Annotated in this window: 14 protein-coding genes; 5 read left to right on the top strand and 9 right to left on the bottom strand. The window is 67.4% G+C overall.

Translation table 11 applies throughout. The features are described from left to right. Positions 1–798, bottom strand: coding sequence for an SDR family oxidoreductase (locus FOC67_RS00175; protein WP_004365417.1), 798 nt, complete (start codon positions 796–798; stop codon positions 1–3). Positions 799–1028: 230 nt separating this feature from the next. Between FOC67_RS00175 and FOC67_RS00170 the strand changes: the two genes are divergently transcribed. Continuing rightward, entirely contained in the window at positions 1029–1646 is a 618-nt protein-coding gene (locus FOC67_RS00170) for a hemolysin III family protein (RefSeq protein WP_003095352.1), read from the top strand. Positions 1647–1691: 45 nt separating this feature from the next. On the opposite strand, the gene cntI is transcribed toward FOC67_RS00170, so the two are convergent. Genes cntI through cntO form a run of 4 tightly spaced genes read right to left on the bottom strand, consistent with a single transcriptional unit; the run spans position 1692 to position 6773 of the window. Beyond that, entirely contained in the window at positions 1692–2546 is an 855-nt protein-coding gene (gene cntI, locus FOC67_RS00165) for a pseudopaline transport inner membrane protein CntI (protein ID WP_003104336.1), read from the bottom strand. Then, positions 2528–3829 (bottom strand): pseudopaline biosynthesis dehydrogenase CntM, encoded by a 1302-nt coding sequence (gene cntM / locus FOC67_RS00160; protein WP_003095356.1) that lies wholly within the window; start codon positions 3827–3829, stop codon positions 2528–2530. The genes cntI and cntM overlap by 19 nt, the downstream gene beginning before the upstream one ends. After that, complete coding sequence (gene cntL, locus FOC67_RS00155) at positions 3826–4617, bottom strand: pseudopaline biosynthesis protein CntL (protein WP_009314306.1); 792 nt, start codon at positions 4615–4617, stop codon at positions 3826–3828. The genes cntM and cntL overlap by 4 nt, the downstream gene beginning before the upstream one ends. Positions 4618–4646: 29 nt before the next feature. After that, a complete protein-coding gene (gene cntO, locus FOC67_RS00150; protein ID WP_009314307.1) occupies positions 4647–6773 on the bottom strand; it encodes a pseudopaline transport outer membrane protein CntO in 2127 nt (708 codons plus the stop codon). Between the two features lie 153 nt (positions 6774–6926). On the opposite strand from cntO, the gene FOC67_RS00145 reads away from it, so the two are divergent. Beyond that, positions 6927–8081, top strand: a complete 1155-nt coding sequence (locus FOC67_RS00145; protein ID WP_031300172.1) for a DUF1624 domain-containing protein — start codon at positions 6927–6929, stop codon at positions 8079–8081. A 252-nt stretch (positions 8082–8333) separates the two neighbouring features. Here the strand turns inward: FOC67_RS00145 and speA are convergent, their stop codons facing one another. The 4 genes from speA to FOC67_RS00125 form a co-directional block, all read right to left on the bottom strand. Further along, entirely contained in the window at positions 8334–10244 is a 1911-nt protein-coding gene (gene speA, locus FOC67_RS00140; protein ID WP_003095365.1) for an arginine decarboxylase, read from the bottom strand. 250 nt (positions 10245–10494) lie between these two features. After that, complete coding sequence (locus tag FOC67_RS00135; RefSeq protein ID WP_009314309.1) at positions 10495–10866, bottom strand: translation initiation factor Sui1; 372 nt, start codon at positions 10864–10866, stop codon at positions 10495–10497. 203 nt (positions 10867–11069) lie between these two features. Continuing rightward, positions 11070–11606 carry an NUDIX hydrolase gene (locus FOC67_RS00130; protein WP_003095369.1) on the bottom strand — a complete coding sequence of 179 codons (537 nt, stop codon included), beginning with the start codon at positions 11604–11606 and terminating at the stop codon, positions 11070–11072. A 3-nt stretch (positions 11607–11609) separates the two neighbouring features. After that, the gene (locus tag FOC67_RS00125; protein ID WP_003095371.1) at positions 11610–12680 is read right to left on the bottom strand and encodes a DUF2333 family protein; all 1071 of its coding nucleotides are present in this window, start codon (positions 12678–12680) and stop codon (positions 11610–11612) included. Positions 12681–13032: 352 nt separating this feature from the next. On the opposite strand from FOC67_RS00125, the gene gcbA reads away from it, so the two are divergent. From gcbA to FOC67_RS00110, 3 genes are all read left to right on the top strand, one after another. Then, positions 13033–14661, top strand: a complete 1629-nt coding sequence (gene gcbA / locus FOC67_RS00120) for a diguanylate cyclase GcbA (RefSeq protein ID WP_003106227.1) — start codon at positions 13033–13035, stop codon at positions 14659–14661. 77 nt (positions 14662–14738) lie between these two features. Further along, positions 14739–16712 (top strand): methyl-accepting chemotaxis protein CtpL, encoded by a 1974-nt coding sequence (gene ctpL, locus FOC67_RS00115; protein ID WP_009314311.1) that lies wholly within the window; start codon positions 14739–14741, stop codon positions 16710–16712. A 159-nt stretch (positions 16713–16871) separates the two neighbouring features. Continuing rightward, a complete protein-coding gene (locus FOC67_RS00110; RefSeq protein ID WP_009314312.1) occupies positions 16872–18647 on the top strand; it encodes a protein-disulfide reductase DsbD in 1776 nt (591 codons plus the stop codon). The last annotated feature ends 59 nt before the right edge of the window (positions 18648–18706 follow it).

Here is an 18706-nt window from a genome sequence, read left to right as displayed (position 1 = left end):
TCAGCCGAGGTAGCGCTCGGCCGGCCGCTGCCGCGACAGATTGGGCGCGAGCCTGGCCCGCGCCGTCATCAGCGCCTGCCAATCGGCCGCATCCGGCAACGACGGGATGGTCACCGCTTCACGCCGATCGAAACCGACCAGCGCCGCCTCCACCAGGTCCTCGACCTCCATCACCATCTCCGCGGGAATCCCGGCGATTCCGGTGCCGCTGCGCTCCCAGATCTCGGTACGGGTGACGCCGGGCAGCACCGCCTGGACGTAAACGCCGCTGCCGGCCAGCTCGTGCTGCAGCGACTGGCTCAGGCTCAGCACGTAGGCCTTGGTCGCGCTATAGACGGCATTGAACAACTCCGGCGCCAGCGCCACCACCGAACCGAGATTGACGATGGCGCCGCCGCCACGCCGGCGGAACCCCTCCGCCGCACCGGCAGCCAGGCGGGTCAGGGCCACTACGTTGAGGGCGATCATCCGCTCCGCCCGGTCCATGTCGGCATCGGCCAGCGGACCGTTCATCGCCACGCCGGCGTTGTTCACCAGCAACGCGATCGAGGCGTCATCGCGCAACCGTCGCTCGACCCGCAACCTATCGTCGCGCTCGGACAGGTCGGCGCGCAGGATCTCCACCCTGACCCCGTGGGCTTGGCGAAGTCGATCCGCCAGGGCTTCCAGGCGTTGCCGGTCGCGCGCCACCAGCAACAGGTCGTGGCCACGGCGGGCCAAGTGCTCGGCGTAGGTCGCGCCGATTCCGGAAGAGGCGCCGGTGATCAGGGCGACGCCATTGCCAATCTGTTCGTTCATGTGGGTTCTCGCTGGAAAAAAGCCTGACCGCTGACAGCGGCTATTTATATTACACACTTAATATTATGATCGTAATTAAAACCGTCAAGCCTTTATCCGTTCCAACGAGCAGGGAAGGATGAGGAGAACCTTCATGCAACCGTCACGGAAAACGCCAATAAAAGGTCAGGACCCACGCCACCCCGACATGCCCTACCATGGCGTTGTCCATCGCGGGAGGATCATGCGTCATGTATCACGGTGAAAGACTCAATGCCTGGACCCACCTGATCGGTGCGGTCGCCGCCTGCACCGGCGCCGTCTGGCTGACGGTCCAGGCGAGCCTCAACGGCAGTCCGTGGAAGATCGTCGGGGTCGGCGTCTACGGCGTCACCCTGACGCTGCTCTACAGCATCTCGACCGCCTACCACAGCGTGCGCGGGCGAGCGAAGGTGGTGATGCGCAAGCTCGACCACCTGTCCATCTACCTGCTGATCGCCGGCAGCTACACGCCTTTCTGCCTGGTCACGCTGCGCGGTCCCTGGGGCTGGACGCTGTTCGGCATCGTCTGGGGCCTGGCCGTGCTCGGCATGCTCCAGGAGATCAAGCCACGCTCCGAGGCGCGGGTGCTGTCGGTGGTGATCTACGCGGTGATGGGCTGGATCGTGCTGATCGCGGTGAAACCGCTGCTCGCCGCCCTCGGCAGCGCCGGCTTCACCTGGCTGGCGGCCGGCGGCGTGCTCTATACCGTAGGGATCGTCTTCTATGCCTATGACCACCGCTTCCGCCACTGGCATGGCATCTGGCACCTGTTCGTGATCGCCGGCAGCCTCCTCCACTTCGTGGCGATCTGGCGCTACGTACTCTAGGCGCGGTCCGGCGCGAAGCAGCGGGGAGCCGGTCGCGCCGGAGGCTCAGCCCTTCTTCGTCCGCGACAGCGCGATGCACGCCACCACGATCAGCACGCCGCCGGCGATGGTCAGCGCGTCCGGCACCTCGCTCCAGAACAGCCAGCCCCAGCCGGCGTTGAAGACGATGCCGATATAGCGGGTCACCGCAACGATGGTCGCGCTCTCGTGACTGAAGGCGCGGGTTAGGAACACCTGGCCGAGCAGCGACACCACCCCGATGGCCAGCAGCAGCCCCCACTCGCGCAGCGTCGCCGGCACCACGAAGTCGTTCCACATCAGCGGGATGGCCACCAGGGTGGCCACCGCCAGGAAGTAGAAGACGATCTCGTAGGTATGGTGCCGCGCGCTCAGTTGGCGGATCGCCACCGAGGCACCGGCGGCGAACACCGCGCTGAGCAGGCCGACCACGGCGTATACCGAGTAGCTGGAATAGCTGAACGGCTTGACGATCATCAGCGCGCCGAGCACCACCACCAGCAACAGCCAATAGACCGCCCGGGGAATCCGCTCGCCGAGGAACAGCGCGGAGAAGAGGATGACGAAGAACGGCGACATGTGCGCCAGGATGCTCGCGTCCGCCAGCGGGATGTGGGCGATGGCGTAGAAATAGCAGACCAGGTACAGCGCCCCCATCACCCCGCGCACCAGCAGCATCGGCACGCCCTGGCGCGACAGGGCGACACCGGCCTGGCGCATCAGCAGGTAGATCAGCAGGGTACCGATGGCGCTGCGGAAGAACACGATCTCGGCAGCCGGCAGGGTGGCGCTGGCTTCCTTGACCAGGGCGTTCATCACGCTGAAGGTGAAGGACGCCAGCACCGCCAGCAGCACCCCGCTCTTCAGCAGGTCGAGCACCACTGGCGATAGATGGCGTCCGCCGCCGGACGGCTGTCGATCGGATACAGGCTTGGATGGCACTGGCTCGCTCCTTGGCAATCGATGAATCGGGACACGGCGTTCTCGTAGCTCGCCAGCAGGCTGCGCGCCTGCGGCATGGCCAGGTCGAAGTGGGCGGCCAGCGCGACGATCAGCGCCAGCTTGCGATAGTCCTCCAGCGGCACCCGCGGGAGCCGCCAGAGTCCATCCTCGTCGCGACTGACGCGGCGGAACGGCACGGCGGAAAAGTCGAAGTGGCGACCCTGCTCGTCGGCCGGAGAGAACGGATCGACCAGCAACGCCGCGTAGCGCACGAACAGCAGGTATTCCTGGCGCTCGGCGCCGGCCTCGGCGAAGCCGTCGATGGCCGCGCGCGGCAGCATCGTCTCGTGCACCGGGTAGTTGTCGTCGTTGAGGAACCGCAGCAGGTTCAACGGCTCGGCGCCCATCCGCCGCAACAGTTCGCTCAGCTCGCACCACAGCCGCCGCATGGCGCCGATGGCCCCGGGGGTGATAGGTCCCTCCGGGTAGAGCTTGTACATGAAACCGGGCGGCCCCTGCTCGGAAAGTATCCGGGCGAGGGCGAACTCGCCGAGAAAGAACGGACTGTGCACGTAGGTGGTGACGTTGCGGCCCTCCGCCGCTTCCGGCGTCGCCAGGGGTACTACCTCAACCCCGCTGCCGGCCAGGACTCGCCGCCAGGTCTCCCGCGCCGGGCAGTCCGGCCGGCTGGAGCCCAGGTAGACCCTGCGCTTGACCGCCTTGGTCAGGGCCCGCAGCGGTTGTGTCTCGTCGATCACCTTGGTCGCCGCGTAGTAGCTGGACAGACTCAGCACGGTCGCCTGGCACCCCGCCGGCAGGGCGCTGCGCACCAGCAGGTTGGCGCCGATGAAGGCGGACACCAGCAGCAGCGTGCGCACCCCGCCGAGTCGCTCCCAGGGCAACCCGCGGACCACGTCCAGGTAACTGTCGGCCGGCACGCAGAGCACCAGGGTCTGCCAATCGTCGCGAAGCTCAGCGGGGTCCTGGTGGAAGACGTCCAGCGCGGCGTTGCCGGACAGCCAGCGATGCTGCCCCTGCCCTTCCAATTGCAGGCAGGCGCCGCGCGCCAGGGCCTCGGCGATCCGCTGGCTGCGCCGGCCGGGATGGTTCAGCGCGCCGAGGCGACCGGCACCGTGGCGGCGCAGGTCCAGCGCGACCTGGATCGCCACCGCGCCCAGACCGACCAGCAGGACGTTGCCCAGGCTCTCATCAGCGGCGTTCATCGACCGGCCTTCTCCAGGATCAGGGTGTCGTACAGCGGCTGGCTGACCCGCTCCGCGCAAACCTGCCAGCCCTCCAGTTCGGCCGGCTCAACCGGGTAGTTGAACAGACCCTTGATGCCGCTGCCGTGACGCAGCAGGACCTTGGCGTCGGCGCGCATGACCTGGCGGATCTGCGCCAGTACCGCGCTTTTCTGCTGCACCAGCGAAGCGATCAGGAAATGCGTGGCATGGCGGGAAAACGCCAGTTCCGCCGGCGGCAGCGAGGAAAACTGCATGCGCGCCTCCAGCCCCTGGCAGCGGGCGATCTCGCGGGCATAGCCCAGGGCCTCCTCGTCGATGTCCAGGCAGCACAAATGTGCGCCGACCTCCCGCGCCAGCACCAGGGCCGAGGTCGGCAGGGCACCGGAGCCGACGAACAGGACCCGTGCATCGGCATCTATCCCGGCGCTGTCGAGTTCGCCGCGGATGGATTCCAGCAGGCTACCCAGGTAGCGGCCCATCTCGCCGGGTTCATGCAGCACGCCCTGGCAAAGGTGCTTCTCCAGTTCGCAGAGGGCCTGCACCGCCGCGTCGCGCAGGCGCAGGCCGAGCGCCTGCAACGCAGGGTCGTCCGAATCGGCCTGCCACTGCGCCCGGCTGCAATCCTCCCCGATCAGTCCGCTCAGACGGTCGAGCTTGCGCCTGAGGATCTCGTAGCAGCCGCAACACTCGCGGGCATAGACGGTGAGCAGGCGAATCTCGCATTCCAGTTCGCGGAGGGTTTCCAGCAGCGGTGTGCGTCCTTGCATGGCATGGCTTCCTGGCGGCGGTAGAGGGCTCAGTAGTTCAGGGTCAGGCTCATGGTCAGGTTGCGCGGCTCGCCGGGGGCGACCCAGACGTTGTTATAGGAACGCTCGTAGTAGCGACGATCGAAGAGGTTGTTGACGTTCACCCCGAGGGTGGCATTGCTCGCCAGCGGATAGTGCGCGAGCAGGTCGACGGTGGTGTAGGCCGGCAGTTCGAAGCCGCTGTCGCTGCTGTCGCCGGCGCGCTCGCCGACATAGTTGACCGCCGCGCCGGCGTCAGCGCCGTGCAGCCAGCCTTCGCGGAACTCGTAGACGCCCATCAGGCTGCCGCTGTGCTTCGGCACGTTGAGCAGGCGGCTGCCACGGGCAATGTTCTCGTCCTTGGTCACTTCGGCGTCGATATAGGCGTAGGCGCCGATCAGCCGCAACTGCTCGGTGAGTTGGCCGCTGAACTGCAGGTCGAAGCCCTGGCTGCGCGCCTCGCCGGCGGTCTGCTGGTAACCGGGATTGCTCGGGTCGGCGGTGAGCACGTTCTTCTTTTTCAGGTGGAACGCGGCGAGGGTCATGCCCAGCCGGCCATCGAGCAGGTCGAGCTTCACCCCCGCCTCGTAGCCGCGCCCCTCCTCCGGGTCGAAGGCCTTGCCGGCCATGTCGGTACCGCCATTGGGCTTGAAGGATTTCGAGGCGTTGGCGAACAGGCCGACCTCCGGGGTCGCCTGGTACAGCACGCCGATGCGCGGGGTGGCGGCACGCTGGGTCTGCTGCGAGCTGGTGTCGCGGAAGCGGCCATTGTTCAGGCGCGTGGCGTTCATGTCCTGGCGGTAACGGTCGAAGCGCACGCCGAGCAGGCCGCGCCATTTCTCGCTGAACTCGATCTGGTCCTGCAGGTTGAGCGCCATCGCGTCGACTTCCTCGTGGTTACGGTCGTCGCGTCCGAAGGGTGGTTTCGGCTGGCCGTAGACCGGCCGGCGGATGTCGATGGCATAGGGGTTGCGCGACGGGATGCTACGCAGGATCAGTTCGTCGTTGTGGTAGCGCTCGTACTCCAGGCCCATCAGCAACTGGTGGCGGATCGAGCCGGTATGGAGATCGCCGAGCAGGTCGAGCTGGGTGATGCTGTCGTGCCACTCGAAGTCGCGGTAGCGGTACTCCCGGCGCAAGGTGTAGCCGTCGGCGGCGAGGCTGGAGTTCTCCGAGGCGTAGCCGTCCAGGTGACCATGCTTGTAGTGGCTGGCCAGGCGCAGGCTCCACTGCTCGTTGAAGTGATGGCGCAGGGTGGCCTGGAGGGTTTCGTTGTTGTTGTCGATCTTGCCGTCGTCCGGCTCGCCGAAGAACCGCGAGCGCGGCAGGCTGCCCAGGTGGTTGTGCGGCGCCACGGTGCCGCGGTCGAAGACCTGGCGGTTGCGCACCACCTCGGCTTCCACCAGCAACGAGGTGTCCGGGTCCAGTTGCCAGCTGAACGATGGCGCCACCAGCAGGCGCTGGCCGTCGGCGTAGTCGCGGAAGCCCTTGCTGTCCTCCACCGCCAGGTTCATCCGGTAGAGCAGGTCGCCCTCTTCGTCCAGCGGCGTGTTCAGGTCCAGGGTCGAGCGGTAGCGGTCCCAACTGCCGGCGCTGGCATGCAAGCGGGCGAAGCGCTCGGCCTGGGGCTTCTTGGTCACCAGGTTCACCGTGCCGCCGGGATCGCCGCGCCCGTACAGGCTGGAGGCCGGTCCCTTGAGGATTTCCACGCGCTCGATGGTGGCGCTGTCCGGGGCGTTCATATAGCCGCGGTTGGCGCTGAAGCCGTCGCGGTAGAACTCCGAAGTGGTGAAGCCACGGACGTTGTACTCGAACATCGTCAGGCCGCCGAAGTTGTTCTGCCGCGAGACCCCGCCGGCGAAGTCCAGCGCCCGTTCGATACGAGCGCTGTCAAGGTCGTCGAGCACCTGGCGCGGCACCACGCTGATAGCTTGCGGGATGTCCTCGATACGGGTGTCGGTGCGCGTCGCGCTGGCCGACCGATTGGCCCGGTAGCCCTGCACCGGGCCCTCCGCGCGCTCCGCTTCGGCGGTGACAGTGAGGACCTCAAGCTCTGCGGGACTTTCCGTTTCCGCCCAGAGCGCCGGACTGCTGCAACCGAGGCCGACACCGAGGACAAGCGACACACTGACTCTCATGGGAAATCGCACCAGAAAAGAAATGATATACTATAACGCTACCAGTTCGATTCCGGCCTCGCAATACAATGCCCGGCTCTATCTCGCTTCTCGCCGCCAGGCTGTGATACTCATCCCTCTTTTCCGACGACCAGCCCAGCCATGCCCAACTCCATCTCCAATTCCATCTCCAATTCCTCCCGCCTGCACAGCATCGACGCCCTGCGCGGCCTGGTGATGCTGTTCATGCTGCTCGACCATGTCCGCGAGACCTTTTTCCTGCACCGCCAGGTCGGCGACCCGATGGACGTCGCCAGCACCGAGCCAGCGCTGTTCCTCAGCCGCACCCTGGCGCATCTGTGCGCGCCGGTATTCGTCTTCCTCACCGGCCTGTCGGCATTCCTTTACGGCGAGAAGCACCAGGGACGCCGGGCGGTCTCGGCGTTCCTGTTCAAGCGCGGGTTGTTCCTGGTGGCGCTGGAACTGACCCTGGTGAACTTCGCCTGGACCTTCCAGTTGCCGCCGACGGTGATCTATCTCCAGGTGATCTGGGCGATCGGTCTGAGCATGCTCGCCCTGGCCGCCCTGCTCTGGTTGCCGCGCCCTCTGCTCGCGGCGCTCGGCGTGCTGCTGGTGGCCGGCCACAACCTGCTCGATCCGCTGCATTTCGCTCCCGGCTCGGCCTGGCACCTGCCGTGGGCGGTGCTCCACGATCGCGACTGGATCGAAGCGGGCGACGCCCTGCGCCTGCGCACCTCCTACCCCCTGCTGCCGTGGATCGGTGTGATCGCCCTGGGCTATGCCGCAGGCAACTGGTTCAGCGGCGCCACGCCGGCGACCACGCGCCGACGCTACCTGCTGGCGGGCGGTGGCGGGCTGCTGCTCGGCTTCATCCTGCTGCGCCTGCTCAACGGCTATGGCGAGAAACCCTGGGCCTTCGGCGAGACGCCGGCGATCACCCTGATGGGCTTCTTCAACGTCACCAAGTATCCGCCGTCGCTGCTGTTCCTCGCCCTCACCCTGGGAATCGGCCTGCTGCTCCTGGCCTGGTTCGAACGCCTGGACTGGAACGGTCGCGGCAAGGCCCTGGTGGCGTTCGGCGGAGCGCCGATGTTCTTCTACCTGCTGCATCTCTACCTACTGAAGCTGCTGTACCTGCTGGCGCTGGCGATCTGGGGCGCCAACCGGGGCGACTACTTCGGTTTCTCCTCGGTGCCGGCGCTATGGCTGTGCAGCATCCTGCTGGTCGTGGCGCTGTACCCGGCGGTGCACTGGTTCGCCGGTTTCAAGGCGCGGCGGCGGGATATCGCCTGGTTGAAGTACTTCTGAGGCGCGGAGCATCCAGGAGCCGCTGAAAAAGTCCGGCCCTTCCCCCCACGGGTAGGACGAATGACGCGAAGCGTTATCCGCCGGACACAGCAGGCAACCACGCCGACGTCCACCGCCGGCAGGGAAGCGGAAATGAAGGGGTTGCGCGGAATTCCCACATAACGAGCAGGATCTGAAACGAAATGGCCGGCGGGCGCCTCGCGCCAGCCGGCCATTGCCTGGTTCGCTTCCCGTCGCCGACGGGCTAGCCAGTCAGGACAGGTACGCCGAGCGGGTCAGCCCCAGGCGCAGCGCATCCAAGTACTGGTTGCGCTCGCGGGCGGTGAGCTTGGCCCCGGCGACCTTGTCGCGGTAGAGGGTCATCAGTTCCTCCGGCGACAGGTGCACGTAGCGCAGCATGTCCTCGATGGTGTCGTGGGTCTCGATGCCGGCGTGATAGATGCCGCCGTCTGCGCGCTGGTAGACGTTCACCGAGTCGGTGTCGCCGAACAGGTTGTGCATGTCGCCGAGGATCTCCTGGTAGGCGCCGACCAGGAACACCCCGATCAGGTAGTCCTCGCCCTCCTTCACCTCGTGCACCGGCAGGCTGGTCTCGATGCTCTGCTCGTCGACGTACTGGGTGATCTTGCCGTCGGAGTCGCAGGTCAGGTCCTGCAGTACCGCGCGCCGATCCGGCTCCTCGCCCAGTCGGTGCAGCGGCAGGATCGGCAGCACCTGGCCGATGGCCCAGGTATCCGGCAGGCTCTGGAACACCGAGAAGTTGCAGATGTACTTGTCGGCGAGCTTGTCGTTGAGTTCGTCGAGGACCTGCCGGTGGGAGCGCTGGCGGGCCTTGAGCTGGTTGTGCAGGCGCCGGCAGATAGCGAAGTAGCACTGCTCGGCGAGGGCTTTCTGCGCCAGGCTGATCTTGCCGTCGGCATACTGCGCGGCGGCGTCGCCGATGTAGTGGGTGGCGCGCCAGTAGGTCTCGGTGACCATCTCGGCATCGGTCGGGCCAAGCAGTTCGGCCAGCCAGCGGACGATCTCCGGCTGCTCGTCGAGATCGACGATCTTCGGCACGTCGTCGTTGTGCCGCTCGACGTCGGTGACCTGGGTGATCAGCACCGCATGGTGCGCGGTCAGCGCCCGGCCGCTCTCCGAGAAGATGTGCGGGTGCGGCAGGCCCTGGGCGTCGCAGAACTCCTTGAGCATGCCGACCACCACGCCGGCATAGTCATCGATGTCGTAGTTGATCGAGCTGGCGTTGCGCGAATGGGTGCCGTCGTAGTCGACGCCGAGGCCGCCGCCAACGTCGATGTGATCCACCGGCAGGCCGAGCGCGCGCAGCTCGCCGTAGTAGCGGATGGCTTCCTTGAAGCCGTGCTGGTAGTCGGCCAGGTTGGCGATCTGCGAGCCCATGTGGAAATGCAGCAGGCGCACGCCCTGGTCGAGACCGGCCTGGCGGAAGCGCTCGACCACCGACAGCAGCTGGGCGGCGGAAAGGCCGAACTTGGCCTTCTCGCCACCGGTATCTGCCCACTTCGACGAAGCCAGCGAGGACAGCCGCACGCGCAGGCCGACCTGGGGCTGCACGCCGACGTTGGCGGCCTCCTCGATCACCAGCTGCACCTCGGATTCCTTCTCGATCACGATGAACACGTTGTGCCCGAGCTTCTGCCCCATCAGCGCCAGCTTGATGAACTCGCGGTCCTTGTAGCCGTTGCAGACGATGGTGCCGCCCTTCGGGGCCAGCGCCAGCACCGCCATGAGTTCCGGCTTGGAGCCTGCCTCCAGGCCGATGGAGACGTTCTCGGTGGCGATGATGTTCTCCACCACCGCTTCCTGCTGGTTGACCTTGATCGGATACAGCGCGGTATAGCGGCTCTGGTATTCGAGGCGCTCGATGTTCGCGTCGAAGGCGCCGGTGAGCTTGCGCACGCGGTCCTGCAGGATATCCGGGAAGCGCACCAGCAGCGGCAGGCTCAGGCCCGCCTCGCGCAACTGGCCGACCAGCTCGTAGAGATCGATGGGCGTCGAGTCGGCGCCCTGCGGACGCACTTCGACATTGCCGCCATCGTTGATGGCGAAATAACCCGCACCCCAGTGGCGGATGCCGTATACGCCGCGGCTGTCGGCCACGGTCCAGTTGCTGCCATCGTCTTTGCGAGTCCGTCGAGCGGCCATGCGCGGTGATCTCCTCAATGTTCGGGGTCGGGCGGGCGCCGGGATCTCCGGATGGCCCTGGGCCGGCACGCCTGTGGTGGAGGCTAGCCGGAGGATGTGACGTTGCCGTGTTGACCGCCACACTGGGCGGTAGTTTAGGAAAGCCGAGGAAATCCGCTCATGCGGGTATCCGCAGTCTCCCATCTAGGGAAAGGGCTGGTGCGGCCTTCGCGGTGCCGGACCTGCCCGCTCTCTGCAGGGGAGAACGCGGTCAGCCGCCGGACTTCTTCGCCTTGAAACCGCGCTTGAGGAGTTCGTCGATCAGCAGTTCGACATGCTCGCCCTGGATCTCCACCACGCCGTCCTTGAGACTGCCGCCGGTGCCGCAGCGCCGCTTCAGCGCGCTGGCCAGCTCCTTGAGCGCATCGCCGGCGAGCGGCAGGCCACTGATGGTGGTCACCGTCTTGCCGCCGCGGCCCTTGGTCTCGCGGCGCACGCGCGCGTTCCCGTCGCCGGCAGGCGCTACGGCCTGCCCGCAGATGCAGGCGTCTTTGGGTTGCTGGCAGTCCGGGCAATGCCGGCCGCCATCCGTGGAATACACCAGCCCGCCGAGGGCGGACAGGGACGAAGCTTTTTTGACCACCGGGCGTTTCCCCCAGAATGGCCTCGACGGGCCAGGTCAATAACGATGGCCGGCGGGAGCCGACCGCGACGCCCCACTCAGGCAGGGGCTGCGCAGGGGCGGCATGGGGACCGCCCGAAAAGGTCGCGCAATTTAGCAGCATTGCGAGCAAATGCTAAGAGCGAAAATGCGCCATTGATCGGTGAAATGGCGACATCCGCGGCTCAGGCATCCAGGTACAGGCGCAACGCCTGCAGGGAATCGGGGCAGTACGGCAGGCTGCGAGCCTCTTCCAGCGCCAGTTCGGGACGGATGAAGCGTGCTTCGGAAATTTCCTCCGCCTGCAGGCGCAAGGGCGCATCGGAGACGGCGGAAAACACCGCGCACCAGAGCCGGTTGCCCGGTTCGTCGAAGAAGAAGCGGCCATGTTCGCGCAGGACCGCGTCGCGGATTCCCAGCTCTTCCTCCAGTTCGCGGGCGGCGGAGTCGGCGTAGGGCTCGCCGGCCTGGACCATGCCGCCGGCGGCGAGGTCCCAGTACCCCGGATAGACCGCCTTGCTCAGGGTCCGGCGCTGCACGCACAGCTCGCCGGCGGAGTTGAACAGCAGGATGAAGGTGCCGCGACCGATCAGCCCGCGCTCGCGCAGCTCCGCGCGCGGCAGGCTACCGAGCGGGCGGTCCTGCTCGTCGACCCAGGCGATGAGTTCGGCGTCGGAGGCGGCCCGGTGGGCCACCTCTTCGGCGCTGATCGGCGCGGCCATGGGTCAGCCCTGGGAAAGCAGCTGGCGCAGGTCGATCACCGCGGCGTTGGCGCGGGAAATGTAGTTGGCCATCACCAGCGAGTGGTTGGCCAGGATGCCGTAGCCGCTGCCGTTCAGCACCATCGGGCTCCACAACGGCTCCTGCGCGGCCTCCAGCTCGCGGATGATCTGCCGCACGCTGACCGTGGCGTTCTTCTTCGCCAGCACGTCGGCGAAGTCGACCTCGATGGCGCGCAGCAGGTGCGACAGCGCCCAGGCCTGGCCACGGGCCTCGTAGAAGACGTTGTCGATCTGCAGCCAGGGGGTTTCCTGGACCACTTCCTCGACCTTGGGCGCCTCGCCCGGCTGTACCTCTTCGGGGTTCTTGATGTTGGTGTTCAGCTTGACCCGGCCGACACTCGCCGACAGGCGCTGGGACAGCGAGCCCAGGCGGGTGGCGACGTCGCCCAGCCAGTTGTTCAGGTTGTCGGCGCGGGCATAGAACTGCGCGTTGGGCTGGTTCGGGTCGGACAGACGAGCCAGATAGCGGTCCAGCGACTTGATGCCTTCCTGGTACTCCGACTCGGACGCCGGCAGCGCCCAGCTCTTGTTGTCGAAGTTGAAACGCGGCTCGGCGCGAGCCAGGTCGGCGTCCTCGGTGGACTGCGACTGCGAACGGGCGAAATCCTTGCGCAGCGCCCGGCTGATGTCGCGCACCTGGACCAGCACGCCATACTCCCAGCTGGGCATGTTGTCCATCCAGATGCCCGGCGGGAAGATGTCGTTGGAGATGTAGCCGCCCGGCTTGGTCAGCAGGGTGTCGACCACTTCCTTGAGGGTCTCCACCGTGGTGTAGCCGGTGACCATCTGCCGCCCGGCGCGCTCGGCGGCGGCCTGGGCGTCCTGCTGCACGGGGAACAGGTCGGGTTCCTGGCTCCAGTACCAGCCGACCAGCATCGCCACCAGCAGGTAGACGCCCAGCAGGCCACCCACCACGCGCACCAGCCAGGGGCCGCCGAAGTAGGTACGCACATCATCCACGGAATTGTCCACGCGATCGCGCATGGTCCCACGACGCTTCTTCCAGTCCAGCATGGCAAGGGTCCTTAAAACAGCTCGATAGATGGGGGATTGGACCATGGCGAACGCGTTCCGTGCCAAGCGCCAACCCTTCCAGGACGCCGAAAACCTCGGCATCGTCGGCTTTCAGCGTAGTGGAAGCCGGTTTTGTGCCGGAATGCTCAGTGAGAATTTTCCGAAACAGGCATAAGCATGCCGTAGTCCGTCGCACAAAGGCACCCACCAACAGGTGGGGATGACATTTGGAAAAGAAAAGGCTCCTCTCGTCAGCCGCCCAACGGCCGCTGGCTTTCATGGCGATAGGTGATAGCATAGAGCCATCATTCGCGGCAGAGCGTCGCCGCGAAGACCACGAAAGAAGCGCGTCATGATGACCGAGCACGATGACCCGACCCTGGACCGCCTGAAGCACCACTTCGCCCAGCGAGTGATCAACCAGGCGCGCCAGGTTCTGGAGGTCTGGCAACGCCTGACCCGCGCGGAGTGGAACAGCGACGGCATGGAAGAACTGGCCGACGCCACCCTGCGCCTGCAGCGCTACGCCGAACGCTTCGAGCAAGCCGAGCATGCCCAGCTGGCCGGTGCCATCGACCGTACCCTGGACGTCGTCGAGGCCAACCGCGGCCGGCTTTCCAGCGAGTCGATCAGCGAACTCAACCAGTTGATGCAGCGCCTGTCGCGCACCGGCCTGCGGCATGGCGACCAGCTCGAGCACACCGTCCTGCCGCCATTGCGCAAACCGGTCTACCTGGCACTGAAGGACCGCGAACGCGCCGAGCGCCTGGCCCAGCAACTGGAGTTCTTCGGTCTGCAGGCGCTGAGCTGCGAGACCGCCGACGCCTTCCGCGCCAGCATGCGCGAACGCTACCCGGCGGCGATCGTCATGGAAGTCGACTTCGCCGGCCCCGACATGGGCCTGCGACTGGCCAGCGAGGCCCAGGCCGGCCTCGAACACAAGCTGCCGGTGCTGTTCTTCAGCGACAGCGAGACCGACACCCCGACCCGCCTGGCCGCAGCCCGCGCCGGCGGCCAGGAATTCTTCACCGGCACCCTGGACGCCTCCAGCGTGCTGGAAAAGATCGAGACCCTCAGCCGCCTGAGCTTCTACGAGCCCTACCGGGTACTGATCGTCGACGACTCCCGGGCCCAGGCGCTGCACACCGAGATGGTCCTCAACAGCGCCGGGATCATCACCCGCGCGCTCACCGAGCCGTTGTCGGTGATGGCCGAGCTGAGCGACTTCCAGCCCGACCTGATCATCCTCGACATGTACATGCCCGAGTGCCTGGGCACCGAGTTGGCCAAGGTGATCCGCCAGCACGAACGCCACGTCAGCGTGCCGATCATCTACCTGTCCGCCGAGGACGACCTGGACAAGCAGCTGGACGCCATGAGCGAAGGCGGCGACGACTTCCTCACCAAGCCGATCCGCCCGCGCCACCTGATCGCCACCGTGCGCACCCGCGCCAGCCGCGCGCGCAGCCTGAAGGCGCGGATGGTGCGCGACAGCCTGACCGGCCTGTACAACCACACCCATACCCTGCAACTGCTCGAGGACGCCCGCCTGCGCGCGCGTCGCGATGGCCGTCCGCTGAGCTTCGCGATGCTCGACATCGACCACTTCAAGCAGGTCAACGACCGTTTCGGCCACCCCATGGGCGACCGGGTGATCAAGGGCCTGGCGCTGTTTCTCAAGCAACGCCTGCGCAAGACCGACCACATCGGCCGCTATGGCGGCGAGGAGTTCGCCGTGGTCCTCCCGGACACCGATCTGGACGCCGCGCGCCTGGTGCTCGACGAGATTCGCCAGCGCTTCGCCGAGATCCACTACCCGGCGCAACCGACCGACCTGCGCTGCACCTTCAGTTGCGGCATCGCCGAGCTGACCCCGGACCTCGATATCAAGAGCATGGCCAAGCAGGCCGACGAAGCGCTGTACCGGGCCAAGCACGGCGGACGCAACCGGATCGAGGTATATCGTCCCGACGCCCGGTAATGGCTCTTTGTCATCACCCGGTAACCAAACGGAAATAACCTGCGGTCTCGCCGCTCCGTAGTCGGACGAGACCCGCCATGCGCCTCAAGCAACTCACCAATCTCAACACCCTGCTCCTGCTCACCGTCTGCCTCGCCCTGGGAATCACCCTGTGGTGGTCGCAACGCGCCATGGAGCGCCCGTTCCAGTTGCTCGACCAGTACCTGGAGCTGTCGCAGCGCTTCGACGAACAGGTCGCGCGCAACGTCCGCCAGTACCTCGGCAGCGGCGACGCCGTGCGCCAGCAGGCCGCGCTGCAGGCCCTGGAAAGCCTCGCCGAGGCCTTGCCGGAGCTACCGCCGGACCTCGCCCGGACCCTCGCGCCAAGCCTCGCGGAGTTGCGCGAATTCAGCGCCGGCGATCTGCTCGCCGCCGGCAAGCTCGCCGGCGACCCGCAGGGCCTGCTGCTACAGGCCGAGCGCGACCTCGCCGGCAACCTGGAACAATGGTCCGCCTACCTGGATGCCGCGACGGAGCAGCCCCAGGCCGGCGCCTACCGCACCCCGCTGCTGCTCGCCAGCCTGCACCTGACCCGCCTCAGCCTGGCCCGCGCCAAGCTGGTGGAAAGCGCCAACCCGGCCCTGGCCAGCGACGTCGAGCGCGAACTGGCCAACCTGCGCGAGCAGGCCGGGCGGATCGAGGCCTTGCCGTTGCTCGGCGTGCTCGAGGAGCAACGCTCGGCCAGCGACGACTTCGCCGCCATGATGGGGCTGGCCGGCGACGCCGAGGCTGGCGCCGGCAATGCCGAAGACCGCGGCGTGGCGCTGCGGCGCGAACTCGCCAGCCTGCTGCAACGCTATCCGGACGAGTTGCGCCGCACCCGCGACCTGATCGAGCGTCGCCAGCAACTGTCCGCCGACACCGGCGCCAAACTGGACGCGGTGCGCCAGGCCCTGGCCACCCTGGAGCCGCAGGTGCGCGGCGAGCGCCAGCGCCTGCAAGGCCAGGTACGCCTGATCCAGGGTGGGATGATCGCCCTGATCCTGCTCATCGCCCTCGCCATCGACAGCCTGCAAAGGCGCCTGGCACGGGTCCTCGGGCAACTGGTGCCGGCGCTCTCGGCCTGGGCCGACGGCGACTTCTCGCGCCCCATATCCCTGCGTACCCGCACCGAGGACCTGCGCAACCTGGAAGATTCGCTGAACCGCCTGCGCAGCTTCCTCGCCGAGCTGGTCGGCGCGATCCACCGCCGCGCCGAACAGGTCGCCGGCAGCAGCCAGACCCTGGCCGAGGTCAGCAGCGGCCTGCATGCCGGGGTCGAGCGCCAGGCCGGCGATACCGGGCAGATCCGCGACGCCCTCGGCGACATGGAAGCGGCGATCCAGCAGGTCGCCGGAGACGCCAGCCAGACCGCCGACGCCAGTCGCAGCGCAGGCCAGGCAGTGGAGCACGGCCAGCGGGTGATCGGCGAGAGCCTGGGCGGCCTGCGCGAGCTGGTCGACGAGGTGCAGGGCAACGCCCAGTCGATCGAGCGCCTGGCCGAGGAGTCGGCGACCATCGGCAGCGTGCTGACGGTGATCCGCTCGATCGCCGAACAGACCAACCTGCTCGCCCTCAATGCCGCCATCGAGGCCGCCCGCGCCGGCGACCAGGGCCGCGGCTTCGCCGTGGTCGCCGAGGAAGTCCGCTCGCTGGCCCAGCGCACCGCCGGCGCCACCGAGGAGATCCAGCAGCTCATCGGCCGCCTGCAACAGGCCGCGCGGCAATCGGTGGAGGCCATGCGCAGCCAGGTCGAGCATGCCGAACGCACCGCCGAACAGGCCGGCGCGGCGGAGGGCGCGCTGGACGAAGTGGTCGCCGCGATCCATACCATCGGCGTGATGGCCGAACGCATCGCCGAAGGCTCGACCCAGCAGAGCCAGGCGGTCGGCGAGATTCGCTCGCACAGCGAACGCATCCACGCCCTGGGCGGGGAAAACCTGCGGCTGATCGGCCATAGCCGCGAACAGGGCGAGCAACTGCGGCAACTGGGCGGCGACCTGCGCACCACGGTGCAGGCCTTCCGCCTGTGACCCTGCGGCGACGTGCCGCAAGGCGCCAGAGGAACCGTCTGGCTTCGGACCGGTCGGATACCGCTCAGCGGAACCGGGGCAGGACCTGATCAGCCGCACGGGGCTCGATCGGGCCCGGCTTTCCGCTATCATTCCGGCTTTTGATCCGACGAGATATCCATGCGCCGCCTGCTGACCCTGATCCTCCTGCTGGTCGCCCTGCCCGCCGGCGCGGGCCTGTTCGACAGCCGTCCCGGCGCCTCCCTCGGCGGCGGCCTCGATGGCGGCGGCTTCCTCAAGGTCGACCAGGCGTTCAAGCCCAGCGTCGAGCGCAGCGACGCGCAGCACGTGCTGCTGCGCTTCGTCAACGCCGAGGGCTACTACCTCTACCGCCACCGCTTCCAGTTCAAGGTCGAGCCAGCCCAGGTCAGCCTCGGCCAGGTGCAACTGCCGGCGGGCAAGCAGCACCACGACGAGTACTTCGGCGATACCGAGGTCTACTACAACATCGTCGACCTGGAGATTCCCCTGAACAACCCGGCCCGGCAGCCCTATACCCTGGTGGTGACCTACCAGGGCTGCGCCGACAAGGGCCTCTGCTACCCCCCGGAAACCAGGCGCTTCGACATCGACGGCGGTGCCGCGACGCCAGCCGCGAACGACGCGGCCGGCAAGGACCCGCTCGAACACAAGGGCAAGCGCAGCCTGCTGTTCTTCTTCCTCGCCGGCCTGACCCTGACCTTCACCCCCTGCGTGCTGCCGATGCTGCCGATCCTCTCCGGAGTGGTCCTGCGCGGCCGGCCGGGCGGTGGTCGCGGCTTCGTCCTGTCGCTCGCCTACGTGCTGCCGATGGCGCTCTGCTTCGCCCTGCTCGGCGCGCTGATGGGCATGTTCGGCGCCAGCCTCAATCTCCAGGCGCAATTGCAGTCGCCCTGGGTACTGGTGCCATTCGCGGCGTTCTTCGCGCTGTTCGCCGTGGCCATGTTCGGCTTCTTCGAGCTACGCCTGCCCGGCTTCATCCGCGAACCGCTCGACCGCCTGGCCGGCGATGCGCGCGGCGGCTCGATCCTCGGCGCGGCCACCCTCGGCGTGCTTTCCAGCCTGCTGGTCTCGCCCTGCGTCTCCGCCCCGCTGGCCGCCTCGCTGCTCTATATCAGCGCCAGCGGCGATGCCTGGGGGGGCGGCCTGCAACTGTTCGCCCTCGGCCTGGGCATGGGTACGCCGCTGGTGGTGTTCGGCGCCGGCGGCGGCGCCCTGCTGCCCAAGAGCGGAGCCTGGATGAACGGCGTGCGCAACGCCTTCGGCGTGCTGTTGCTGGCGGTCGCCGTGTGGCTGCTGGAGCGGGTGGTGTCCGGCCCGGTGGCGCTGATGCTCTGGGGCATGCTCGCCGGCGGCGCCGGCCTGGCCCTGGGCGCCCTCGAATTCACCCCGAAGAGCGCCGTACGCCGCCTGCTGCAACTGCTTGGCCTGATGTTCCTGACCTACGCGGTGGCCGCCTGGATCGGCGCCCTGCAGGGCGAGTCGGACCCGATCCATCCGCTGGGCCGCTCGGTGCCGTCGATCCACGCCGGGCCACCGAGCACGCCCGGCGAATGGCAGAACCTGACCACCCCGGCGCAGCTGGACGCCGCCCTGGCCGAGGCACGCCAGGCCGGCAAGCCGGTGCTGCTGGACTGGTATGCGGACTGGTGCATCAGTTGCAAGGTCATCGAGCGCCAGGTCCTCACCGATCCCACGGTGCAGGCACGACTGCCGGCCTACCGCCTGCTGCGCTTCGACATCACCGAAAGCAACCCGGCCCAGCGCGGCCTGCTGGACCGCTACAACCTGTTCGGTCCGCCGGCGATCCTGTTCTTCGCCCCGGGCGGTGACGAATGGAGCGACTTGCGCGTCATCGGAGAGATCGACGCCGCCGGGCTCGCCGAACGACTGCGCCGGGCCGCTACCCGGCAGTGACATGCGCTGACATACTTCTGCCGCAATTGCCGGTCAACATGCGGCGATCTACTGCAATC

The organism is Pseudomonas sp. FDAARGOS_761 (genome assembly GCF_013343155.1).
GTDB classification, from domain to species: Bacteria; Pseudomonadota; Gammaproteobacteria; order Pseudomonadales; family Pseudomonadaceae; genus Pseudomonas; species Pseudomonas aeruginosa.
The sequence above is the reverse complement of the archived record's forward strand: the minus strand, read 5'-3'. Positions and strand labels throughout refer to the sequence as shown.